This is a genomic window from Mesorhizobium sp. M0227 (assembly GCF_040321855.1).
In the GTDB taxonomy this organism is placed as follows: Bacteria; Pseudomonadota; Alphaproteobacteria; order Rhizobiales; family Rhizobiaceae; genus Mesorhizobium.
This window is the reverse complement of the sequence record NZ_JAMYSJ010000001.1, coordinates 1-21620: the sequence shown is the minus strand read 5'-3', so window position 1 is coordinate 21620 and position 21620 is coordinate 1. Positions and strand designations below refer to the sequence as shown.

Annotated in this window: 15 protein-coding genes and 1 pseudogene; 7 read left to right on the top strand and 9 right to left on the bottom strand. The window is 62.7% G+C overall.

The window, feature by feature from the left end; all coding sequences use genetic code 11:
• Nucleotides 1–349: 349 nt before the first annotated feature.
• Nucleotides 350–808 (bottom strand): phasin, encoded by a 459-nt coding sequence (locus NKJ00_RS00080; RefSeq protein ID WP_013530255.1) that lies wholly within the window; start codon nucleotides 806–808, stop codon nucleotides 350–352.
• Nucleotides 809–1055: 247 nt separating this feature from the next.
• Here NKJ00_RS00080 and NKJ00_RS00075 point away from each other — a divergent pair, with 247 nt between their 5' ends.
• The gene (locus tag NKJ00_RS00075; RefSeq protein WP_352628735.1) at nucleotides 1056–4835 is read left to right on the top strand and encodes a PAS domain S-box protein; all 3780 of its coding nucleotides are present in this window, start codon (nucleotides 1056–1058) and stop codon (nucleotides 4833–4835) included.
• A 260-nt stretch (nucleotides 4836–5095) separates the two neighbouring features.
• On the opposite strand, the gene NKJ00_RS00070 is transcribed toward NKJ00_RS00075, so the two are convergent.
• Nucleotides 5096–7054 carry an acetoacetate--CoA ligase gene (locus NKJ00_RS00070; RefSeq protein WP_352440787.1) on the bottom strand — a complete coding sequence of 653 codons (1959 nt, stop codon included), beginning with the start codon at nucleotides 7052–7054 and terminating at the stop codon, nucleotides 5096–5098.
• Nucleotides 7055–7325: 271 nt separating this feature from the next.
• Here NKJ00_RS00070 and NKJ00_RS00065 point away from each other — a divergent pair, with 271 nt between their 5' ends.
• Nucleotides 7326–9179, top strand: a complete 1854-nt coding sequence (locus NKJ00_RS00065; RefSeq protein ID WP_352440788.1) for an AsmA family protein — start codon at nucleotides 7326–7328, stop codon at nucleotides 9177–9179.
• 23 nt (nucleotides 9180–9202) lie between these two features.
• Here NKJ00_RS00065 and NKJ00_RS00060 read toward each other — a convergent pair whose 3' ends face one another.
• The 6 genes from NKJ00_RS00060 to NKJ00_RS00035 form a co-directional block, all read right to left on the bottom strand.
• Nucleotides 9203–10021 carry an ABC transporter permease gene (locus tag NKJ00_RS00060; RefSeq protein WP_013530251.1) on the bottom strand — a complete coding sequence of 273 codons (819 nt, stop codon included), beginning with the start codon at nucleotides 10019–10021 and terminating at the stop codon, nucleotides 9203–9205.
• Between the two features lie 4 nt (nucleotides 10022–10025).
• A complete protein-coding gene (locus NKJ00_RS00055; RefSeq protein WP_023809176.1) occupies nucleotides 10026–11000 on the bottom strand; it encodes an ABC transporter permease subunit in 975 nt (324 codons plus the stop codon).
• Nucleotides 11001–11008: 8 nt separating this feature from the next.
• Nucleotides 11009–12148, bottom strand: a complete 1140-nt coding sequence (locus NKJ00_RS00050) for an ABC transporter ATP-binding protein (protein ID WP_013530249.1) — start codon at nucleotides 12146–12148, stop codon at nucleotides 11009–11011.
• An 82-nt stretch (nucleotides 12149–12230) separates the two neighbouring features.
• Nucleotides 12231–13328 carry a polyamine ABC transporter substrate-binding protein gene (locus NKJ00_RS00045; protein ID WP_352440789.1) on the bottom strand — a complete coding sequence of 366 codons (1098 nt, stop codon included), beginning with the start codon at nucleotides 13326–13328 and terminating at the stop codon, nucleotides 12231–12233.
• Nucleotides 13329–13662: 334 nt separating this feature from the next.
• Complete coding sequence (locus NKJ00_RS00040) at nucleotides 13663–14613, bottom strand: DMT family transporter (protein WP_352609933.1); 951 nt, start codon at nucleotides 14611–14613, stop codon at nucleotides 13663–13665.
• 149 nt (nucleotides 14614–14762) lie between these two features.
• A complete protein-coding gene (locus NKJ00_RS00035) occupies nucleotides 14763–16205 on the bottom strand; it encodes a helix-turn-helix domain-containing protein (protein WP_352628269.1) in 1443 nt (480 codons plus the stop codon).
• Between the two features lie 226 nt (nucleotides 16206–16431).
• Here NKJ00_RS00035 and aceA point away from each other — a divergent pair, with 226 nt between their 5' ends.
• From aceA to NKJ00_RS00020, 3 genes are all read left to right on the top strand, one after another.
• Nucleotides 16432–17721, top strand: coding sequence for an isocitrate lyase (gene aceA, locus NKJ00_RS00030; protein ID WP_023809180.1), 1290 nt, complete (start codon nucleotides 16432–16434; stop codon nucleotides 17719–17721).
• Nucleotides 17722–17780: 59 nt separating this feature from the next.
• A complete protein-coding gene (locus tag NKJ00_RS00025) occupies nucleotides 17781–18023 on the top strand; it encodes an SMc00767 family acetate metabolism repressor (RefSeq protein ID WP_006202762.1) in 243 nt (80 codons plus the stop codon).
• 231 nt (nucleotides 18024–18254) lie between these two features.
• Nucleotides 18255–18707: an ANTAR domain-containing protein gene (locus tag NKJ00_RS00020; protein ID WP_128302648.1), complete on the top strand. Its 453-nt coding sequence runs from the start codon at nucleotides 18255–18257 to the stop codon at nucleotides 18705–18707.
• A 67-nt stretch (nucleotides 18708–18774) separates the two neighbouring features.
• Here NKJ00_RS00020 and NKJ00_RS00015 read toward each other — a convergent pair whose 3' ends face one another.
• Nucleotides 18775–19488, bottom strand: a complete 714-nt coding sequence (locus NKJ00_RS00015) for an HAD family hydrolase (RefSeq protein WP_023809182.1) — start codon at nucleotides 19486–19488, stop codon at nucleotides 18775–18777.
• Nucleotides 19489–19651: 163 nt separating this feature from the next.
• Between NKJ00_RS00015 and NKJ00_RS00010 the strand changes: the two genes are divergently transcribed.
• Together NKJ00_RS00010 and NKJ00_RS00005 are read left to right on the top strand one after the other, a co-directional pair.
• Complete coding sequence (locus NKJ00_RS00010) at nucleotides 19652–21088, top strand: glutamine synthetase family protein (RefSeq protein ID WP_023809183.1); 1437 nt, start codon at nucleotides 19652–19654, stop codon at nucleotides 21086–21088.
• 62 nt (nucleotides 21089–21150) lie between these two features.
• Nucleotides 21151–21515: pseudogene (locus NKJ00_RS00005) on the top strand (four helix bundle protein).
• Nucleotides 21516–21620 lie beyond the last annotated feature (105 nt).

Genomic DNA, 21620 nt, shown 5'->3' with positions numbered 1-21620 from the left:
GAGCGGATCGAAACAGAAACTCATCCGCCCGCTCTGTCGTTCGGCGATGCGTCCTTACGGGCTTATGGATTCTAATTCAAGGCTTTTGGAAAGCAAAGGTCACTTCCCCACATCGACGCGGCATTTGCCTGGCAAGAAGACCAGGCGCCGGACAAAGAAAAAGGCCGGCGGGAGGAGGTGCCGGCCTTTTCCTGTTACGAGCCAGCGGGAGGAGGTGCTGGCTGGTCACCCCGGGGAGCAGAGGGAGGAGGTTCCACTCACCGGGTATTCCTTGATGGCTGCCATCATACACCCGATCGTTTTTAAGAAAATGCGACCTTTTGTTGCATCTTCCGATCATGCGCAAATGTTAGGCAACCTTGATTTCCTTCATCGCCTTCTCGAAGGCGGTCTTGATCGGCTTGGAGACGTCCTCGGCCGCCTTGGAGGCAACGGCCTGGAAGTCCTTGGCCTGCTCGACGGTCGATTCGACGCGCTTGCGCAGGAAGGCGGTCTGCAGCTCGACGACTTCCGACAGCGACTTGGCGCCGATCAGGGCCTCGAGGTGGGAAAAACCGGCCTCGGCATTGGCACGCAAAGCGGAGATGGTCTTGAGCGACAGGTCGTTGGAAACGGTCTTGGCGGTCTCGTAGGTCGACTCCAGAGCCTTCTGGGTCTCCTCGGCGCCGGTCTTCAGCTTGGCGTAGGCCTCTTTCGACTGCTCAACGCCCTTTTCGGCGAAAGCGCGGATCTGGTCGGTGGCCTTGGAAGCGTCGAAGCTCGGGAATTCAACGTTTTCGATCGTCTCGGCGGTCTTGGTCCTGGACATTTTCCATCCTTTTCAGCGGCAGCGGCTTTGACAGAAAGCCGTCTCGTTCATGTATGATGGCAATATAAAGGCAAATTTTGTGCATTGCAATATCTTTGTTGCAGTGCACCATAAATTTCTTTGGGCCGTTAACCAAGAGCCCAGATTCCGGCCTTTGCACGTTCTGGCTTGTGGACCTTCGCGCCTCCGGCTTTTATTAACAAAGCGTTAACTGAAAAATCGCCGCTCCGTGAGGTCCGCCAAGCGCATGCCGTCCGAATACTCCTTCCTCGATGTCGCCGTGCTCGACGCGGTCCGCCAGCGCTTTGCGGCAGGCGACGCGATCGCGATCCTGTCGGCGGATCTGGAGCAGGTGATCTGGGCCAACGGGCCAGGAGCCGCGATGTTCGGGTATCCCGACATCGAGGCGATCATCGGCGCCTCGGCGCAGTTGCCCGTGATCGCCAGGCGCCAGATCATGGCGACCAGCGGATTTCCCGAGATTGGCAGTGACCGCGCCATCATGGTGCGGCTGGCGACCGGAATGACCAGCCGCGCCGTCGGCTTCCTGGCCAGTGCGGTGACCATGCCGGACGCCGAAAAGGCGATCATGCTGGCAGTCCCGGCGGCTCAGACCGGGTCACGCAATGCCAGCGAAATCGCCGCGCGCGCCATTAGCGGCTTCACCGAGGATGGTCATTTCATCGCCTTTGTCGATGCCAGGGGCAGCGTCGAGGCGGCCTCGGAAGGATTTTCGGCACTGGGCATCCTGCCGGAGACGCTGGCGGCACTGGTTGCCGACGTCGCAGCCGAGAGCGACCGCATCGTCAAGCGCCTTGTCCCCGGCGGCACGGCCTCCTATCCGGCTGGGCTGGCAAGATTAACCGAGGAGCGGCATCTGCTGGTGGTGATCGACGAGGACCAGCTCGACGACACCGCCCCCGCGGGCGAACATCCTACACAAACCATTGCCGAGGGGGCACCTGCTGGCGATGCGGCTTCCCAGCCGGAACAGGGTCGCCAGACACCGACCGACGAACCAGGCGCCGCGTTGCCGACCGAGGACGTCGCCGGATCGCGGCCGCATGCGATCGCCGACGCGACCTTACAGACGCCGACAGCGGCCAATAGCGATCAGCCGGCATTGGAGCGCACGCCGGCGCAGCACGACCATTGGTACTTCAACGCCGGCGAGGACGGAGGGCAACAGGCGCCGCGACCCGCCGCGCCCGGACCTGAAGCTCCGGCCGAACCGGCGGCCCTGGAAATCCAGTCCACTTCCGCGGCCACGCCGGCGACCGTCTCGGCGATGGACCGCGCCGCGGCGCCGGTGCGTTTCGTCTGGCGCACCGATGCCGAAGGCAAGTTCAGCGCGCTGTCGCCGGAATTCGCCGACATCGTCGGCAAGCCGGGGGCCGACGTGATCGGCCGCCGCTTCAGGGATGTCGCCGCTACATTCGGCCTCGACCCCTCCGGCGAGATATCGGGGCTTCTCGAACGGCGCGATACCTGGTCCGGGCGCTCCGTGCTGTGGCCGGTCGTCGGCACCGACCTGAAGATACCGGTCGACCTGGCGGCGCTGCCTGTCTATGGCCGCAGCCGCGCCTTCGAGGGTTTCCGCGGCTTCGGCGTCGCCCGCGCCAGCGACGCGGTCGTCGATCCGGAGGCCATCGGCATGGCGCTGGTGCCCAATAGCCAGGCGCCGGCAACGCCGGAACCACAAGCCATCCAACCCGCACCCGAACAGCCGAACGCTGAGGAGCCCAAGGCCGAGGACACGCAGGCATCGGATCCGTTCAAGGGCGAGGTGCCGGCGTTGACTATCGTGCCGAAACAGGAGCGGCGCTTTGCCGACAAGGTGATCCGGCTCGCCGAACACCGCCAGCCAGCCAATGACAAGGGTCTGTCGACCCTGGAACGCAGCGCGTTCCGCGAAATCGGCGAGCGGCTGAAGAAGGATAGTGCTCCGGTCGAGCCGCCTGAGGCTGAGACTGCGGAGGCGTCGACAGCGGAGGCCGAGGCTCCGGTCAAGCCGTCCGACGACCCGATGCACAGCGGCGTCATCCCTGCGTCAGGGCCAGAGAACGAACCGGTCGAGCCACCCGATGTCGATGCCGAAGACGAGCGGGATCTGGTACGGCTTGACGGTCACGCGGACGAAGCGGCTCGTGAAGCCCCCCCTGGGATGAATGTGACGGGCTCGTTGCTCGACTATGCCGGCCAAGATGACGAACGTGGCCCCGTGGCGGCGGAACCAGAGAACACCGCTGCCGTTTCGCCCGGCGAAAAGCCTGAAGCCACTGACGCGACACATGATGGCCTCGATGACGGCAGCATGACGTCAGCAGATTTTCGCGATGCCGAAGACAGTGAGGATTGGGCGCAGCCCGACGAGGAAGCCGCGCCGCCCGACGAGCAGGCGGTTGCCGAGGAAACCGTCAATGCAGGCGGCGACGCGGCGGAAATACGCGTCGAGCGCCCTCGCCTGCAGGTGCCGCCGCTCAAGGCCGAAGGGTTCGTACCGTCGGCGTTTTCCGCCGGAGATGAGCACAAGGCTCCGGACACGTCGCTGCTCGGCAAGCTGCCCGTGCCGCTGCTCATCCATTCCGGGGACCAATTGCACTATGCGAATGAGGAATTCCTCAGCCTGACCGGCTACGAGGCGCTTGACGATCTGGCGGATGCCGGCGGCCTCGGCGCGTTGTTTGCCGACCCCTACGCCGATGACGGCGTTTCCGACGGCACCGATCGCGCGCTGCGGTTGAAAACACGCGACGGACAAGAATTCCCGATCGAGGCCATTTTGCGCTCGGTTCCCTGGCGCGACGGCAAGGCGCTGATGCTGGTCGTGCGACGCTCCGGCGAGGATGATGCGCCGGCGAGCCTGCATGTGGTTGGGGACGAGCAGACGCAGCCGGACATTTCCGAGCTCAAGGCGCGCATCGCCGAGATGCGCACCATTATCGACACCGCCACCGACGGCGTCGTGCTGATCGGCCGTGACGGCACCATCCGATCGATCAGCCGGCCGGCCGAAGCGCTGTTCGGCTTCGACAGCGACGATGTGACCGGCAAGCCGTTCGCCTCGCTGTTTGCGATTGAAAGCCAGCGCGCGGCACGCGACTATCTCAATGGGCTGTCCGAGCCCGGCGTGGCGAGTGTCATGAACGACGGCCGCGAGGTGATCGGGCGCGAATCGCAAGGACGCTTCATTCCGCTGTTCATGACCATCGGCCGGCTGCCCAACGACAGCGGCTTCTGCGCCGTCGTTCGCGACATCACGCAGTGGAAGCGGGCCGAAGAGGACTTGACGCAGGCACGTGCGGTGGCCGAGCGCGCGTCCTCGCAGAAGACCGATTTTCTGGCCCGCATCAGCCACGAGATCCGCACCCCGCTCAATGCCATCATCGGTTTTTCGGAATTGATGGTCGACGAGAAATTCGGACCTGTCGCCAACGACCGCTACCGCGACTATCTGCGCGACATCAACCGCTCGGGCAATCATGTGCTCGACCTGGTCAACGACCTGCTCGACATCTCCAAGATCGAGGCTGGCCAGCAGGAGATGGCCTATGAGGCGGTGTCGCTCAACGACACGCTGGCCGAAACGGTGGCGATGATGCAGCCGCAGGCCAACCGCGAACGGGTCATCATCCGCTCCAGCTTCGCTTCGCGGCTGCCGGAAGTGGTGGCGGACCTGCGCAGCGTGCGCCAGATCGCGCTCAACATCCTGTCGAATGCCATCCGCTACACCCAGGCCGGCGGCCAGGTGATCGTCTCGACCGCCTATGAGACGTCGGGCGACGTCGTCATGCGGGTGCGCGACACCGGCATCGGCATGAGCCATGCCGAGATCGAGCAGGCGCTGAAGCCGTTCAAGCAGATCAACGCCCTGAAGCGCGGACGCGGCGACGGGACCGGGCTTGGACTGCCGTTGACCAAAGCGATGGTGGAAGCCAACCGTGCCCGGTTCACCATCAATTCGACACCGGGCGAAGGCACCCTGGTCGAGGTGGCTTTTCCGTCGACCCGTGTGCTCGCGGAATAGGTCAGCCCTCTACGGTCCCGATAAAAAGAAAAGGCGCCCAAAGGACGCCTTAAGAGATGGGATTGCTGTCACAACGGGGCTTGAGCGAATTCGGATCCTCGGGGCTGAGGAACGGGATTTCTCCCTCAAGTTACGTGCGACTATCGACGCCGGACCTTAACAACTCCTTACCGGGGCGCCGGAAAATTTACGAATGTGTACCACTCATGAAATCTAGGTAAATTCTAGCGAGATATTTCGTTAACCATGCCGGCTGCCAATTACTCGGCCAGCTGAGGCAGGTTCTTGAACAGCTCGAGCGCCTCTGGATTGGCGAGCGCCTCCTTGTTCTTGATGGCGCGGCCATGCACGACATCGCGCACCGCGAGTTCGGTGATCTTACCCGACTTGGTGCGGGGAATATCCGACACGGCAACGATCCTGGCCGGGACATGGCGGGGACTGGCGCCACTGCGGATCTTAGCGCGGATGCGTTTTTCCAGATCCTCGTCGAGCTGCACGCCGGCGGCTAGCCGCACGAACAGGATGACGCGCACGTCGTTGTCGAAGTCCTGTCCGATGCACAATGCTTCCAGGATCTCAGGCATCTGCTCGACCTGATTGTAGATCTCCGCCGTGCCGATCCTCACCCCGCCCGGGTTGAGCGTGGCGTCGGAGCGGCCATGGATGATGAGGCCGCCATGCTCGGTCCATTCGGCGAAATCGCCATGACACCAGACATTGTCGAAGCGCTCAAAATAGGCCGCCCGGTACCTCTTGCCATCGGGGTCGTTCCAGAAGCCGATCGGCATAGCCGGAAAGGCTTTTGCGCAGACCAGCTCACCCTTTTCCTGCCGGACCGGCCTGCCGTCGTCGTCCCAGACATCGACTGCCAGGCCGAGGCCGGGTCCCTGGATCTCGCCGGTCCAGACCGGCTGCGTCGGCACGCCGAGCACGAAGCAGGAGACGATGTCGGTGCCGCCGGAGACCGAGGCCAGGTGCACGTCCTTCTTGATGCCGTCATAGACGAAGCGAAAATCTTCCGGCGACAGCGGCGAGCCGGTGGAGGAGATTGCCCGCACCGTGGCCAGATCATGCGTGCGGATCGGCTTGAGACCAGCCTTGCGCACAGAATCGATGAATTTGGCCGAGGTGCCGAAAAAGGTCATCTTCTCGGCATCGGCGAAATCGAACAGCACATTGCCGTCGGGATAGAAGGGCGAACCGTCATAGAGCAGCAGCGTGGCACCCGAAGCGAGCCCCGACACCAGCCAGTTCCACATCATCCAGCCGCAGGTGGTGAAGTAGAAGAAGCGGTCGCCATCGGTGAGACCGGCATGCAGCCGGTGTTCCTTGACATGCTGGATCAGCGTGCCGCCGGCCGAATGGACGATGCATTTGGGAATGCCGGTCGTTCCCGACGAAAACAGGATGTAGAGCGGATGCGAAAACGGCAGCGGCTCGAAAGTGACAGGCTTGCCGGCGAAGGGCGACAGCGCCTCTTCCAGCGCTACCGCCTTGTCGATGGTCCCGGCGACATCGCTCGATGTGCCGAGATAGTTGACGACCAGGATCTTGCGGACAGTGCCGAGCTTGGCCGCGACCGCGGCGATCTTGTCGGCGACTTCGATCGCCTTGCCATTGTACCAATAACCATCCGGCGCGATGAAGACGACGGGCTCGATCTGGCCGAACCTGTCGAACACGCCCTGCTCGCCGAAATCGGGAGAGCAGGACGACCAGACGGCACCGATCGAGGCGGCGGCCAGCATGGCGGCGACGGTCTCCGGCATGTTGGGCATCATGGCGGCAATGCGGTCGCCCTTCTTCACCTTGAGCGACAGGAAAAGCTGCTGCAGCCGCGAGGTCAGCGCGTGCAACTCGTTCCAGGACAGCCGGCGCTCGACCTTGTCTTCGCCGCGAAACACGATTGCGTCGCCTGAGCCGGTCTTCTTCAGCAGATTCTCGGCGAAATTCAGTGTCGCATCGGGAAAGAAAGAAGCGCCGGGCATCTTGTCGCCGTCGACGAGCAGGTTATCGCCCTTGTCGCCGACGATGCCGCAGAAATCCCAGATCAGGCTCCAGAACCCTTCACGGTCCTCGACCGACCAGGCGTGAAGCTGCGAATACGAGGAAAACGCTACGCCGGCTTTCACTCCGGCGGCCTTGGTGAAGGCGGTCAAGGGTGCTGCGTCAATCTGGTCTTGCGTCGGGGTCCAGAGCGGTTGTCCGGCAGCCATAATCGTTCCTCCACGGTCGCCATCGCTTATGCATATCGCAGCGCAGCAGAGCAAGATTTTGTTCGGCTGATGCGACCAGATGTGCGCAAATGCCATCGCCGGGCCATAAAGACTTGAAATGCCTCAGCCCTAAGTCGTAGTGACAACTTGAAGTCGTGGTGGCGGCCGGAAGTGTGGTCACGACTGCAGTCGTAGTGACGACTGGGGGTCGTGGTGACGACTGGGTTACACCCGTCGGGCGATTTGTCGGAATGGAAGCATACGGGGCCATATGCCATCATCTATGATCCGGCGCGGAATATGGGCGATCGGCGCTGCCGTGATCGTCATCGCGCTGGTCGTTGCCGCCCTGCCGCTGATCGCCTCCACCCGTATCGTGCGCGACCGCATCGCCTGGGAAATGAGCGCGTGGAGCGGCTTCCGGGTCGCCATCGACGGTTCGCCGCGCATCGAGGTCTGGCCGACATTCCGGGCAATCCTGACCGATGTGACGCTTTCACAATGGACCGACACCGAGGCGCCGCCTGTGGTCGAGGCAGAACGGGTCGAGGTCGACCTTTCCGCCATGGCGGCGCTGCGCGGCGACGTGGTGTTTTCGACGGCGCGGCTGGTGCGGCCGACGATCCGGGTCCAGCGCACACCTGCCGGCCTTTTCCTGCCCGCTGTCCCCACCGGCGGGCGCATCACGCGTTCCATCGACACGGCGCGCGGCGTGGTCAATGCCGACCCCGCCAAGCCGGACCTCGACAAGCTGCCTACCGACACCTTCGGCACGGTCGAGTTTCGCGACGGCCGTATGGTCGCCTCCATCGGCGGCAAGGACGTCGAGATCCTGAGCAGTTTGAACGGTCAGGCGAATTGGGCGGCGATGAACAGCAATGCGACGCTGTCGGCAACAGGGATCTGGCGGGGCGAAAGCGTCGCGCTGGACGTCGCCTCGGCCAGACCGCTTGTGCTGTTTGCCGGCGGCACGGCGCCGCTGACGCTGTCCTTCAAGGCGGCACCCGCCACCTTCTCGTTCGACGGCACGGCCAGCATGTCTGAAAATACCTATTTCGACGGTCAGGCGAAGTTCTCGGCACCCTCGCTGCGGCGTGTCCTGGAATGGTCGCAGGCCGGCATCGCTCCGGGTGCGGCGATCGGCTCGGTCAGCATTTCGAGCAAGATCACCGCGACCGGCGGGCGCGTCAAGTTCGACAACACGGCGATTGCGCTCGACAACAATCCGGGGATGGGTGCACTGGACCTCTCGCTTGGTGAAGCACAACCGGTAATCTCCGGCACGCTCGCCTTCGACACGCTCGACCTCAGATCGTTTCTGTCAGCCTTCACCCCGCTGGTGCCGACCGGAGGGGCGGGGCCCGGCGAAATCGACACAAGTTTCGCCGACAAGATCAATCTCGATCTCAGGCTGTCGGCGGCGCACGCCACGGCGGGGCCGATCCAGCTCGCCGACGTCGCCGCCACCGCCCAGGTCAAGGATGGTCTGTCCGTCTTCGACATCTCCGATGCCTCGGCCTTCGGCGGCAACATCCAGACCAGCCTTCGCTTCGATCGCAAGCCGGAAGGCTCGCAGGTCGAAATCCGCCTTCTGGCGTCCGACATCGACGGCGGTGCTTTCGGTACGGCGGCAGGGATGACGCGGCTGGTGCCGGTCGGCACGGGCACCGTCTCGGTGATCCTCAAGGGGCCGGGCAGAACCTGGGATTCCATCTTCGACAATGCCGACGGCTCGGTCTCGGCGACCTTCGGGCCGGGTGCGTTGAGCAAGCTCAACCTGCCGGCCTTCCTCAAACATACCGAACAGGGCGGCTTCTTCGCGCTCGACGATGTCTCTGACGGAACATTGCCGATCGACGGCGCCGAGATCAAGGCCACCATTTCGAAGGGCGTGGCGCGGATCGACAAGGCCGAGGCCAATTCAGCGAAGTACAAGATCTGGCTGTCCGGCATCGCGTCCTACGCCGGGCGCGGACTGGCCTTGTCCGGCGGCGTCATTCAGCCTGAGCAGGCGGCAACGCAGGCCAACGGCCAGCAAGGTCCCAACCAGTCGTCGTTCTTCGTCGGCGGGACATGGAGCACGCCGTTCATTTCCCCGATCAGCCGCGGCGTTTCGGGGGAATAGGCCGCCACCGCGCCTCCTATCTTTCACCCGCGCTGCGCGGCCTGCTCGTCGAGCTGGCGCTGCACCTCACGCCGTTTGTTGGCAAGCGAGGCGATGATGACGCCAATCGCCACGACGGCGATCAGAATGGTACAGGCGGCGTTGATTTCTGGCGTCACGCCGAGGCGAACCTGGCTGTAAATCTTCATCGGCAGCGTCGTCGCGCCCGGCCCGGAGGTGAAGCTGGCGATGACCAGATCGTCGAGCGAAAGGGTGAAAGCCAGCATCCAGCCGGAGACGATCGCCGGCATGATAACCGGCAATGTGATCTGGAAGAAGGTCTTCACCGGCGTTGCGCCAAGATCCATCGCGGCTTCTTCCAGCGAGCGGTCGAAGGTCATGAGGCGCGACTGCACGACCACGGCGACGAAGCACATGGTCAGCGTGATGTGGGCGAGCGTCACGGTGAGGAAGCCGCGGTCGAGCCCGACGGCGACAAAGAGCAGCAGCAGCGACAGGCCGGTGATGACTTCCGGCATGACCAGCGGCGCAAAGACCATGCCGGAGAATAGCACCCTGCCCTTGAAGCGCGTGTAGCGGGTCAAGGTGAGTGCCGCCAGGGTGCCCAGCACCGTCGCAACCGTGGCCGAGATCAGGCCAACACGCGCCGTCACCCAGGTCGCGTCCATGAGGCCTTGGTTGTGGAACAGCGAGACGTACCATTTGGTCGAGAAACCGCCCCAGACCGTGACCAGTTTCGATTCGTTGAACGAGAAGACGATGAGCAGCACGATCGGCAGATAGAGAAAGGCAAATCCAAGCACGATCGAGGTGATGTTGAAGCGGCTCCAGGTGGCGTTCATGAGGTCACCTGTCCATTTCCTGAGCGCGCGCCTGGGCCCGCTGGAAGAGCATGATCGGCACGATCAGCAGCAACAGCAGGATGACGGCGACGGCCGACGATACCGGCCAGTCGCGATTGGCGAAGAACTCGTTCCACAACGTCTTGCCGATCATCAGCGTCTGCGATCCGCCGAGCAGATCGGGAATGACGAACTCGCCGACGGCCGGAATGAACACCAGCAGACAGCCCGCGATGACGCCGGGCAGCGATAGCGGGAAGGTGATCTTCCAGAACGCGCTGGTCGGCGGACAGCCGAGATCCTTGGCTGCCTCGATCAGCGAATAGTCCATCTTCTCAAGCGCGGAATAGAGCGGCAGCACCATGAACGGCAGGTAGGAATAGACGATGCCGATGAAGATCGCCGTATAGGTGTTGAGGATGATCAGCGGCTGGTGGATGACGCCGGTGGCGAGCAGCAGCTGATTGAGCAGCCCTTCGGGCTTGAGAATGCCGATCCAGGCGTAGACGCGGATCAGGAACGAGGTCCAGAACGGCAGGATCACCAGCATCAGCAAGGTTGGGCGGATCGTCGCCGGCGCGCGCGCCATGCCGTAGGCGATGGGATAGCCGACGAGCAGTGTCAGGACCGTCGAGACCGCGGCGATGATGACGCTGGTCACATAGGCGTTGAAGTAGAGCGCGTCCTGCGTCAGCCAGGCGTAGTTGTCGAGGCTGAGTTGTTTCAGCTGGGCGAGGAACCCGGAAACTCCGCCGCTGAAATCGAGCGCCGGCGTATAGGGCGGAATGGCGATCGCCGTCTGCGACAGCGAGATCTTGAAGACGATGACGAACGGAATGAGGAAGAAGAACAGCAGCCAAACATAAGGGATGATGATGACCAGTCGGCCAACGAAGGCAGCACCCAGCCTGGCGAGGATGGATTTGCCGGCATTGGTCGTCGGAGAGGCTGATGCGGTGGTGACGGCGGCGCTCGACATGGTCGCCCCTACCGCGTCAGCACGACGCCGGCGTCGGGCCGGAAGGAAACCCAGGCGCGGTCGTTCCAGCTCAACGGATCCTCGGTGATGCGGGCCGCGTTCATGGTGCTGGCGCGCACCACCTGGCCGTCGTCCAGCCTGACATGATAGACGGTCATGTCGCCGAGATAGGCGATGTCGTAGACCTCGCCCTCGATGGCGTTGACCGCCTCGGCCGGTTTCTTCGACGACACCTTGATCTTTTCGGGCCTGATGGCGAAGGTGACGGCCGTCCCGGCGCCGGCGGTGCCGGCATTGTCGGTGCGGATGGTGATGCCGTTGCCGGCATCGATGCTGGCGCTGCCGGCCTCGCCACGCGCGATCTTGCCCTCGAACATGTTCACATTGCCGACGAAGCCGGCGACGAAGCGGGACCCCGGCGCCTCGTAGACTTCGGCCGGCGTTGCCACCTGCATCACCTCGCCCTTGTCGATGATGGCGATGCGATCGGCCATGGTCATCGCCTCTTCCTGGTCGTGGGTGACGACGACGAAGGTGAGGCCGAGGTTCTGCTGCAGGTCCATCAGTTCGAACTGCGTCTCCTCGCGCAGCTTCTTGTCGAGAGCGCCAAGCGGCTCGTCGAGCAGCAGCACTTTCGGCCGTTTGGCGACCGAACGGGCGAGCGCGACGCGCTGGCGCTGGCCGCCGGACAGCTGATGCGGCTTGCGCTTGGCGAACTGCTCGAGCTTGACCAACTTCAGCATCTCGGCAACGCGCGACGCGATCTCGGGCTTCGGCATGCCGTCCTGCTTGAGGCCGAAGGCGATGTTGTTCTCGACCGTCATGTGCGGGAACAGCGCGTAGGACTGGAACATCATGTTGACCGGCCGCCGGTAGGGCGGGATGCCGCGCAGATCCTGGCCATCGAGCAGGATGCGGCCGGCTGTCGGCTCCTCGAAGCCGGCGAGCATCCTGAGCAGCGTCGATTTTCCACAACCAGAGGCGCCGAGCAGGGCGAAGAACTCGCGCTCGAAGATGGTCAGCGACAGATTGTTGACGGCGGTGAAGTCACCGAACTTCTTGGTGACGTTGTCGAACTGGATGTACGGCTTGGCATTCGGGTCGTTCCACGGTGCAAAATCCCTGCGGATGCTGCCAAGCGATTTCATGTCCCACTCCGTCCTGATTCTTGCTTCTTACCCCAGGTAGAAACGGTCCCGGCAGGTGGCTGCCGGGACCGTGTCGGATTGCTTACTGGCCAGTGACGATCTTGGTCCAGGTGCGCGTGATGACGCGCTGGGTCTTGGGATCGTATGGCGAGACGGTGTAGAGCTTCTTTATGGTCTCGGCATCGGGATAAACCGAAGGATCCTCCAACAGTGCCTTGTCGACGAATTGCTGCGAGGCCTTGTTGCCGTTTGCGTAGAGCACGTAGTTCGACGACTTGGCGATAACTTCCGGCTTCATCATGTAGTTGATGAACTCGAGCGCCTCCGCGACATGCGGCGCGTCGGCAGGGATCGCCATCTGGTCGAACCACATCTGCGCGCCCTCCTTCGGCACGGAATAGCCGATTTCGACGCCCTGCTTGGCCTCGACCGCGCGGTTGCGGGCCTGGAACACGTCACCCGACCAGCCGACCGCCAGGCAGATATCGCCGTTGGCAAGCGCGTTGATGTATTCGGAGGAGTGGAACTTCCTGATGTAAGGCCGGACCTTGAGCAAGGTCTCCTCGGCCTTGGCGATATCATCGGGTGACGTGCTGTTCGGGTCGAGGTCGAGATATTTCAACGCCGCCGGGATGATGTCTGCCGGCGAGTCCAGCACGTAGACGCCGCAGTCCTTCAATTTCGCCAGGCTGTCGGGATTGAAGAAGACATCCCAGCTGTCGATCTTGTCGGTGCCGAGTGCCGCCTGCACCTTCTTGATGTTGTAGCCGATGCCAACCGTGCCCCACATGTAGTTGACCGAGTATTCGTTGCCGGGGTCGTACTTGGCGGTGCGCTCGGTTACCGTATCCCACATGTTGGAAATGTTGGGCAGTTTCGACTTGTCGAGCTTCTGGAACACACCGGCCTGGATCTGGCGCGCGAGGAAATTGCCGCTGGGCACGACGACGTCGTAGCCGCTGCCGCCGGCAAGCAGCTTGGTCTCCAGGATTTCGTTGGAATCGAAGGTGTCGTAGACAACCTTGATGCCGGTTTCCTTGGTGAAATCGTCGATGATCGAACTGTCGATGTAGTCGGACCAGTTGAAGACGTTGACGACACGATCCTCGGCGTGACCGCCGACGGTGAACAATGTCAGGAATGCCGAGGTTGCCGAAAGCCAGAGCGCTTTGCGGATCATGCTATTCTCCTTTGATGAGTGTTCCTTCACCGGCTCGTCGCGATATCAGCGCGACCGGCATTTTCTTCAGACTATTGAGCTTTCCAAGGGGCGACAAGCGCGAACTGCCGAGACCATGCAGGCGGTTCGATGAGATGGCTCGATGCCCCTGAGGCGGCCTGGGAGGCATACCGTCATAGGCTTTCGCCGTGGCGCGGGCAGAGATACGACGATATGGTCCGGTCTCGATCGGACCGGCTGGGAGACTTGGCAAGATACGCCTGTCTTGTTGTTGCCGTATTCCCAGCCTGCCCGTGCTGCAGCGACGTTGTCAATGGCAAAGCTGCAGGCCGCTTCAATTAGGCGACGGCACCCCGGTGACCCCGGCGCGTTCGGGCCGTGCCTGGCGCTTGAATTCGAGCCCGATATGGACGAGCAGCGCCGTGACAACCACCGCGCCACCGATGATGGTGCGCCCCGACGGCACCTCGGAATGGATGAGCCAGACCCATATCGGACCGAGGATCGGTTCGAACGTGCCGAGCAGCGCCGCGATGGCCGCCGGTATCAGCCGCGCGCCGGTGGCGAAGAAGGCGAGGCCGAGACCGAGATTGACCACGCCGAAGGCAAACAGAAAGCCCATGTCGCTGACCGACACGGCGAAGGTCGATGCCTGCGAGACGGCAAAGCCGGCCGCGAGCATGGTGCCGAGGCACGTCGCCGGCGTCATGCGCACGCCGGAAAACCGCCGGGTGATGACGGTGGCGACCGAGAACATGACCGCGATCAACAGCGCCAGCCCATCGCCTATGGGCGAGACGGCGCCATCAAGCGATTCCGACACCATGGTGGCGACGCCGGCAATGACGGCGGCAATCGCCACCCAGGTCGCGGCACCAACCCTTTCGCGGAACAATGCCCAGGCAAACAGCGCCGCCAGAAGCGGCACGCCGGCCTGCATCAACAGGATGTTGGCGACGGTGGTGTAGGCCAGCGCCACGACGAAGGCGGTCGATGCGGTGGCAAAGCAGATCCCGACGGCAAGGCCGGGCAGACCCATGTCGCGGAACAGCTTCAGCGTGCCACGCCAGCCGTCGCGCCAGACCATGAAGCAGACCAGGAAGGCGGCTGCCCAGACGGAGCGCCAGAAAATGACCGTCCAGCTGTCACCGACAGTGATGAAGCGGGCGATGGTGCCGCCGAAACTCCACATCAGCGCCGACAGGAAGACCAAAAGCATGCCGACGCGTTCCTCGCGCGGCGAGACGGCTGGCGATGCGACGATCGGCGATGCGGTATCGATCATGAGCGCGACTGTCGGGCTTTTGTGGACGGGACGATGCGCAAGGGACGACAAAAAGATGCTCTGTTCGCGTACCGCAAAGGCGCAGGCCGGAACTGAGCCAGCGGCCGGCGACAATTGTGGCACCTTGCTCCTATTTCAGAGGAACACGGCTACTGGAAATCGAAGGCACTCAGGCCCGTCACCATCTCGTCGAGGCCGAGCGGACGCGTCACCGGCGGCTCGGCGCGCGCCAGGCAGCCGACGCGCTCGCAAAGCCGGCAGGCGGGCCCGACCGGCGTCGCCGCGACACTGCCGGCCTTTGCGGTGACTGCCGCGCCGGGCAGTGCGGCGCCATAGACGATGTCGTCGCGAAAGCCGATGTCGCAACCAAGCAGCAGCGCCGTGCGGCGCGGGCGTTCCGAGAACGCGCCTTGCGGTCCTTCCAGCGTGCGGGCGATGCACAGGAACTCGGCGCCGTCGGGCATTTCCACCGCTTCGACGAAGATCTGGCCGGGCTGGGTGAAGGCGACATGCACCGGCAGCTTGGGACAGGCACCGCCGAAGCGGCTTTGCGGAAAGCCCTGGCTGCCGGCCTTGCGGAAGCGGTTGCCGGCATTGTCGACTTCCAGCATGAAAAACGGCACGCCCGAGGCCCCCTGCCGCTGCAGCATGGTCAGCCGATTCGCCGCCTGTTCGAAAGAGACACCGAAACGCGAACGCAGGACGTCGATATCGTAGCGGGCGCGCACCGCAGCCGCGTGAAAGGCCTGGTAGGGCATCATCAGCGCATGCGCCGCATAGCGGCCGAGTTCGAAGCGAGCGAGCCGGCGGGCCTCGTCGGTGGTCAGCTTGAGCGCCTGGATCTCGCCGGCGACCGCGACCGTCATACGGATCAGACAGGCCTCCATCGCGACTTCGCGCAGCTGGTCGAACGGCGACAGCCGTTCGGACAGGAACAGGCGCTGCGAATGACGATCATAACGGCGGCGCCAGTTCGGCATGGTCGCGACCGGCAGCACCTTGACCACGATGCCATATTCGCGCTTCAGCCAGGCCTTCAGCGCGCCGAACAGATCGTCGCCGGGATCGAGCACCGAGGTGAACGCCGCGGCCTCCTCCTCGAGGGCAGCAAAATGGTTCGGCCGGCGCTCGAAAATCTCGTGCACCTCGTCGATCGGCAGGCGGGCGCCGGAAAGCGCCGTCGCCCGACCTTCGCGCGCCAAAAGCTCGTTGAGATCGGACAGGCGCTCGGCCTGCTCGCGATAGGCGCGGAACAGTTTTATCACCGCCGCGGACGCATTGGGCGCCGCCTCGGCAAGCTCGATCAGTTCCTGATCACCCGGCAACTCGCCGACCAGCAGAGGGTCGGTGAACACTTCCTTCAAGGCAGCGACAGATCCCCTCGCCTCGCCCTGCAGCTCGTGTGGATCGACCTTGTAGACGGAGGCCAGCCTGAGGATCAGCTGCACCGTCAGCGGCCGCTGGTTGCGCTCGATCAGATTGAGATAGGATGGCGAAATGCCAAGACCCTCGGCCATCGCCGTCTGGGTCAGGCCCTTGGCGTTGCGGATGCGGCGGATGCGCGGCCCGGCGAAGATCTTCTGGTCAGCCACGGACTGTCCTTTACAGCATTTACACGAATTTTCTGGGCTTTGGCCTTTTACAACAATGACAAATTACAATGCACCTCTGTCAAACACAACACAGGTTTTCTCTTATATTCTGCCGGCTTTGTGGATTTATGTGGCTGATTTCGCGCAGAAATGTAAATCCAGTCATACCCAACGACCCCAAATTCTTGACGCCTTGACACAGATCAGCAATCCCTCGGAGTGACCAATGACTGATTTTTACAACCTCGTCCCATCGGCCCCGGAAGGTCGCTTCGACGGTATCGAACGGCCCTACTCCGCGGCGGATGTGAAGCGCCTGCGCGGTTCGGTGCAGATCCGCCAGAGCCTCGCCGAAATGGGCGCCAACCGGCTGTGGAAGCTGATCCACGAGGAGGACTTCGTCAACGCGCTCGGCGCCATGTCCGGCAATCAGGCGATGCAGCAGGTGCGCGCCGGGCTGAAGGCGATCTACCTGTCGGGCTGGCAGGTTGCCGCCGACGCCAACACGGCTGGTGCGATGTATCCGGACCAATCGCTCTACCCGGCCAATGCGGCGCCCGAACTGGTCAAGCGCATAAACCGCACGCTGCAGCGCGCCGACCAGATCGAGACCTCCGAAGGCAACGGGCTTTCGGTCGAGACCTGGTTCGCGCCGATCGTTGCCGACGCGGAAGCCGGCTTCGGCGGACCGCTCAACGCCTTCGAAATCATGAAGGCCTTCATCGAGGCGGGCGCCGCCGGCGTCCACTATGAGGATCAGCTTGCGTCGGAAAAGAAATGCGGCCATCTCGGCGGCAAGGTGCTGATCCCGACCGCGGCGCACATCCGCAACCTCAATGCCGCGCGCCTGGCGGCGGACGTGATGGGCACGCCGACCCTGGTCGTCGCGCGCACCGATGCGGAAGCCGCCAAGCTGCTCACCTCCGACATCGACGAACGCGACCAGCCTTTCGTCGACTACGACGCCGGGCGCACGGTGGAAGGTTTCTACCATGTCAGGAACGGCATCGAGCCCTGCATCGCCCGCGCCATCGCCTATGCGCCTTACGCGGATCTGATCTGGTGCGAGACCTCGAAACCCGACCTGGCACAGGCCAGGAGATTCGCTGAGGGCGTGCGCAAGCATCATCCCGACAAGCTGCTCGCCTACAATTGCTCGCCCTCGTTCAACTGGAAGAAGAACCTCGACGACGCGACGATCGCCAGATTCCAGAAGGAGCTCGGCGCCATGGGCTACAAGTTCCAGTTCATCACGCTCGCCGGCTTCCACCAGCTCAACTATGGCATGTTCGAGCTGGCGCGCGGCTACAAGGCACGGCAGATGGCGGCCTATTCCGAGTTGCAGGAAGCGGAGTTCGCGGCCGAGGCCAATGGCTACACCGCGACCAAGCACCAGCGCGAGGTCGGCACCGGCTATTTCGACGCCGTGTCTATGGCGATCACCGGCGGCAAGTCGTCGACCACCGCCATGCATGAATCGACCGAGCATGCGCAGTTCAAACCAGCCGCGGAATAGCGGACCACAGAAATACAGAGGAAACGCCCAACAGGGCTTGGAACACAAGGAGAAGACCAATGGCATCGATAAGCCGCGTCAAGGAACGCGCCGAGGAACAGTCGACGACGATGAGCGTCGACCAGCAGGCGACGATCCGCATGCTGGCCAACGACCTGCACCGCCTCAACCAGTCGGTGATGAAGGCGGTCGAGGCGGGCGTCTCGGTCGAGCTCGTGCGCTCGGCACGACATCACGGCGGCGACGGCAACTGGGGCGATCTGCTGATCCCGGTCATCGTCACGCAGCAGAGCCACGGCTGACCGAAATCCATGCAACCGACCCTTCACCTGCGCAGCCTCTGCGCAGGTGAATTTTCTTTTCATCAAGCTCACGTGTGGACAGTTGAGTACAGTAGCGTTGCTTGAAATTCACTGCTCCCGGCGATGATTTAGGGTACTTTTATTTCAACTTGACATAGGCTCCGATCTCACGCCAATTGCGCTCCGGATTCAACTCTGCATTGAAATAGGGGCGAGCTTCTTGGCCGACTTGTGTGCCCGGTGAACCGCGAAGGCGAGACTCCAAGACATCCGAATCTGGCGACCCGTGACTCGAGCGCCGAGGCGATCCGTGATCCGTCGCAGGTGCTTGTCGTCGGGAAATCGCCAATCAATCGCGTGGTGATTTCAAAGATCGTCGAGCGATCCGGGCTCAAGCCGATTTCGGAATCTCCCGACACGGCGGCAAGGATCTTGCGGTCCCTCATTCCCGGTGTGGTTGTCCTTGACGGCGGCGCCGACAACAAGGACTGCGAGAACCTGATGTCCAGCATCGACGCGTTGCGCCGCGCCTCGGGCAAATCGCTGCCACCGGTAATCCTGCTGTCAACCAAGAATGGCGCGACGGAAAGTCTGGGCCTGTCTGGTATCATCGACGTGGTGGTCGCCAAGCCGATCACGCCCGAACGGTTGCAACCGGTGATCGATCGCCTCATCGGCCGCTAAGCTAATTGCGGGAAAGTGTGTAACGGTTTTCCGTCCGGAATTGAGCAAATTAGGTAAGGCCCGGCAATCACGGATCGATGATGCTTTCGATCAATCCGGGCAGTTGTCCGAGATCGGATATCTGGCGGAACCTCGATTCGGTTACCGGCGCTTCGACATGCTCCAGCACCCAGGTCAGTTCGTGCGGCACATGGACACCCCAGCCGCCGGCCTCGATGGCCGGCACCACATCCGACTTCAGCGAGTTGCCGACCATCATGCTTTTCGCGGCACCATCGCCGTGGCGGCTGAAGATCCTCCTATAGGTGGCGGCATTCTTGTCGCTGACGATCTCGACCGCGTCGAACAGATCGCCAAGGCCAGAGCCAGCCAGCTTGCGCTCCTGATCGAAGAGGTCGCCCTTGGTGATCAGCACAAGCCGGAATGCGCCGGCAAGCTTTTCGACCGTCTCGCGGGCGTGCGGCAAGGCCTCGATCGGATGACTCAGCATTTCGCGGCCGGCATCGAGAATCTCTGCTATGACCGAGGCCGGTACGCGGCCTTGCGTGACCTCGATCGCCGTCTCGATCATCGACAGGGTAAATCCCTTGATGCCGAAGCCATAGACGGCGAGGTTGCGCCTTTCGGCCTCCAGCAATCGTGCCGAGATATGCTCGGCTTCGCCATGGTCGACGAGCATGGCGGCAAAGCGCTTTTCCGTCAGCCGGAAGAACTGCTCGTTCTGCCACAGCGTGTCGTCGGCATCGAATCCGATCGTCGTCAGTTTGCCGTTGGGCCGCATTCAATTTCTCGATTAAGATTTGGGCCTCGATTGGAATTGCGACGGCCGAAACTAGGCCGATTGGCGTGATTTTCAACCGCACCGGCCAATGCCCGACGCGGCTCCCCTTCCCTTCCACAGGGGGGCACGGCTATACTCCACAATCCGCAACCCAATCTGGTGAATGATGCCGCCTGCAAAAAAGGAAGTCCGTCCGTCGAGCCGCGGAGGACGTGTCCGTACGCCTGCCTTCGTGAAAAACCAACGGGGCGTCAAGAACTGGAAGGAAGTCAGCGCCTGGCTGGAGTGGCGCGGCATCGAGGATATCGAGTGCATCACGCCTGATCAGGCCGGCGTCGCGCGTGGCAAGATGATGCCGTCGAAGAAATTCACCTCCAACACCTCGCTGGCGCTGCCGTCGGCAGTTTTCATGACAACGATTTCCGGCGGCTACCCCGAGGATGGCAACGGCTTCCATTACCCGGAAGACGACGGCGACCTCAAACTGATGCCGGACCTGTCGACGCTGACGGTGGTGCCCTGGGAAGAAGACCCGACGGCCGCGGTCATCTGCGATCTCGTCCACCAGGACGGACGCTCGGTCGAGTTCACGCCGCGCAACGTGTTGAAGCGTGTGGTGGCTGCCTATGACAAGCTCGGCCTGAAGCCAGTGGTGGCGCCCGAGATCGAGTTCTACCTGGTGCGCAAGAATCCCGATCCGGACTATCCGCTGACCCCGCCTGTCGGCCGGTCGGGACGCGCGATCGGCGGCGGCGCCGGCTATTCGATCGCCGGCGTCAACGAATTCGACGAACTGATCGACGACATCTACCATTTCTCCGAAAGCCAGGGCCTGGAGATCGATACGCTGATACACGAGGAAGGCGCCGGCCAGTTGGAGATCAACCTGCGCCACGGCGACCCGATCGAACTGGCCGACCAGGTGTTCATGTTCAAGCGCACCATTCGCGAGGCGGCGTTGAAGCACGAGATCTACGCCACCTTCATGGCCAAGCCGATCCAGGGGCAACCCGGCTCCGCCATGCATATCCATCAGTCGATCATCGACAAGAAGACTGGACAGAACATCTTTTCGGCCGCTGACGGCTCGGAAACCGACGATTTTTTCCACTTTATCGGCGGCATGCAGAAGCATGTGCCGAACGCGCTGGTGATGTTCGCGCCCTACGTCAATTCCTACCGCCGGCTGACACAGGCGGCGTCGGCGCCGGTCAACAACAAATGGGGCTATGACAACCGCACCACGGCATTTCGCGTGCCACGTTCGGATCCGGCGGCTCGGCGCGTCGAAAACCGCATCCCGTCCTCCGATGCCAACCCCTATCTAGCGCTTGCGGCATCGCTTGCCTGTGGGCTGATCGGCATCACCAACAAGATCAAGGCCGAGCCTCCCGTGCTGACCACCGCCAATGCCGACGAGATCGACCTGCCGCGCGGCCTGCTCGAAGCCGTCGACCTGTTCGAGGGCGACGAGGAACTCTGCGCGCATCTGGGCAAGTCCTTCGCCGCCACCTATGCGGCGATCAAACGGGCGGAGTTCGAGACCTTCATGGAAGTGATCAGCCCGTGGGAGCGGGAGTATCTGTTGCTGAATGTTTAGGGGAGTAGGGGAGTAGGGGAGTAGGGGAGTAGGGGAGTAGGGGAGTAGGGGAGTAGGAACGAATGGCCGAAAAAACAGGTTCCTACAAGGACTTGCTGGTTTGGCAGCAGGCGATGGACCTTGCAGTGGCTATTTACGGCGCAACGAAATCTTGGCCAAAGGAAGAACTTTATGGACTGACCAGCCAAGTGCGACGCGCTGCAAGCTCGGTGCCGGCAAACATAGCGGAGAGGGCAGAGAAATTCGAGGCTCCTACCTGCAGTTTCTCCGTATAGCTCAAGGATCATTGAAGGAACTGGAAACTCAGCTTCTGATTGCTGAACGCACCGGCATCGCGCCGAAAGCGACGACGGCCTCGTTGTTGGCGAACACCGAAAGTGTGGGAAAGCTTCTTCGACTTCTCATCCGTAGACTTGCAACCGAATAGCCTCCCCTACTCCCCTACTCCCCAAAACCCCCGGTCGCGGAAAACCATAAGAGGGCCACCGGGGCCCCGGGGGGGGAGGGGATGCCGAAGGGGGGGGTATAAAGT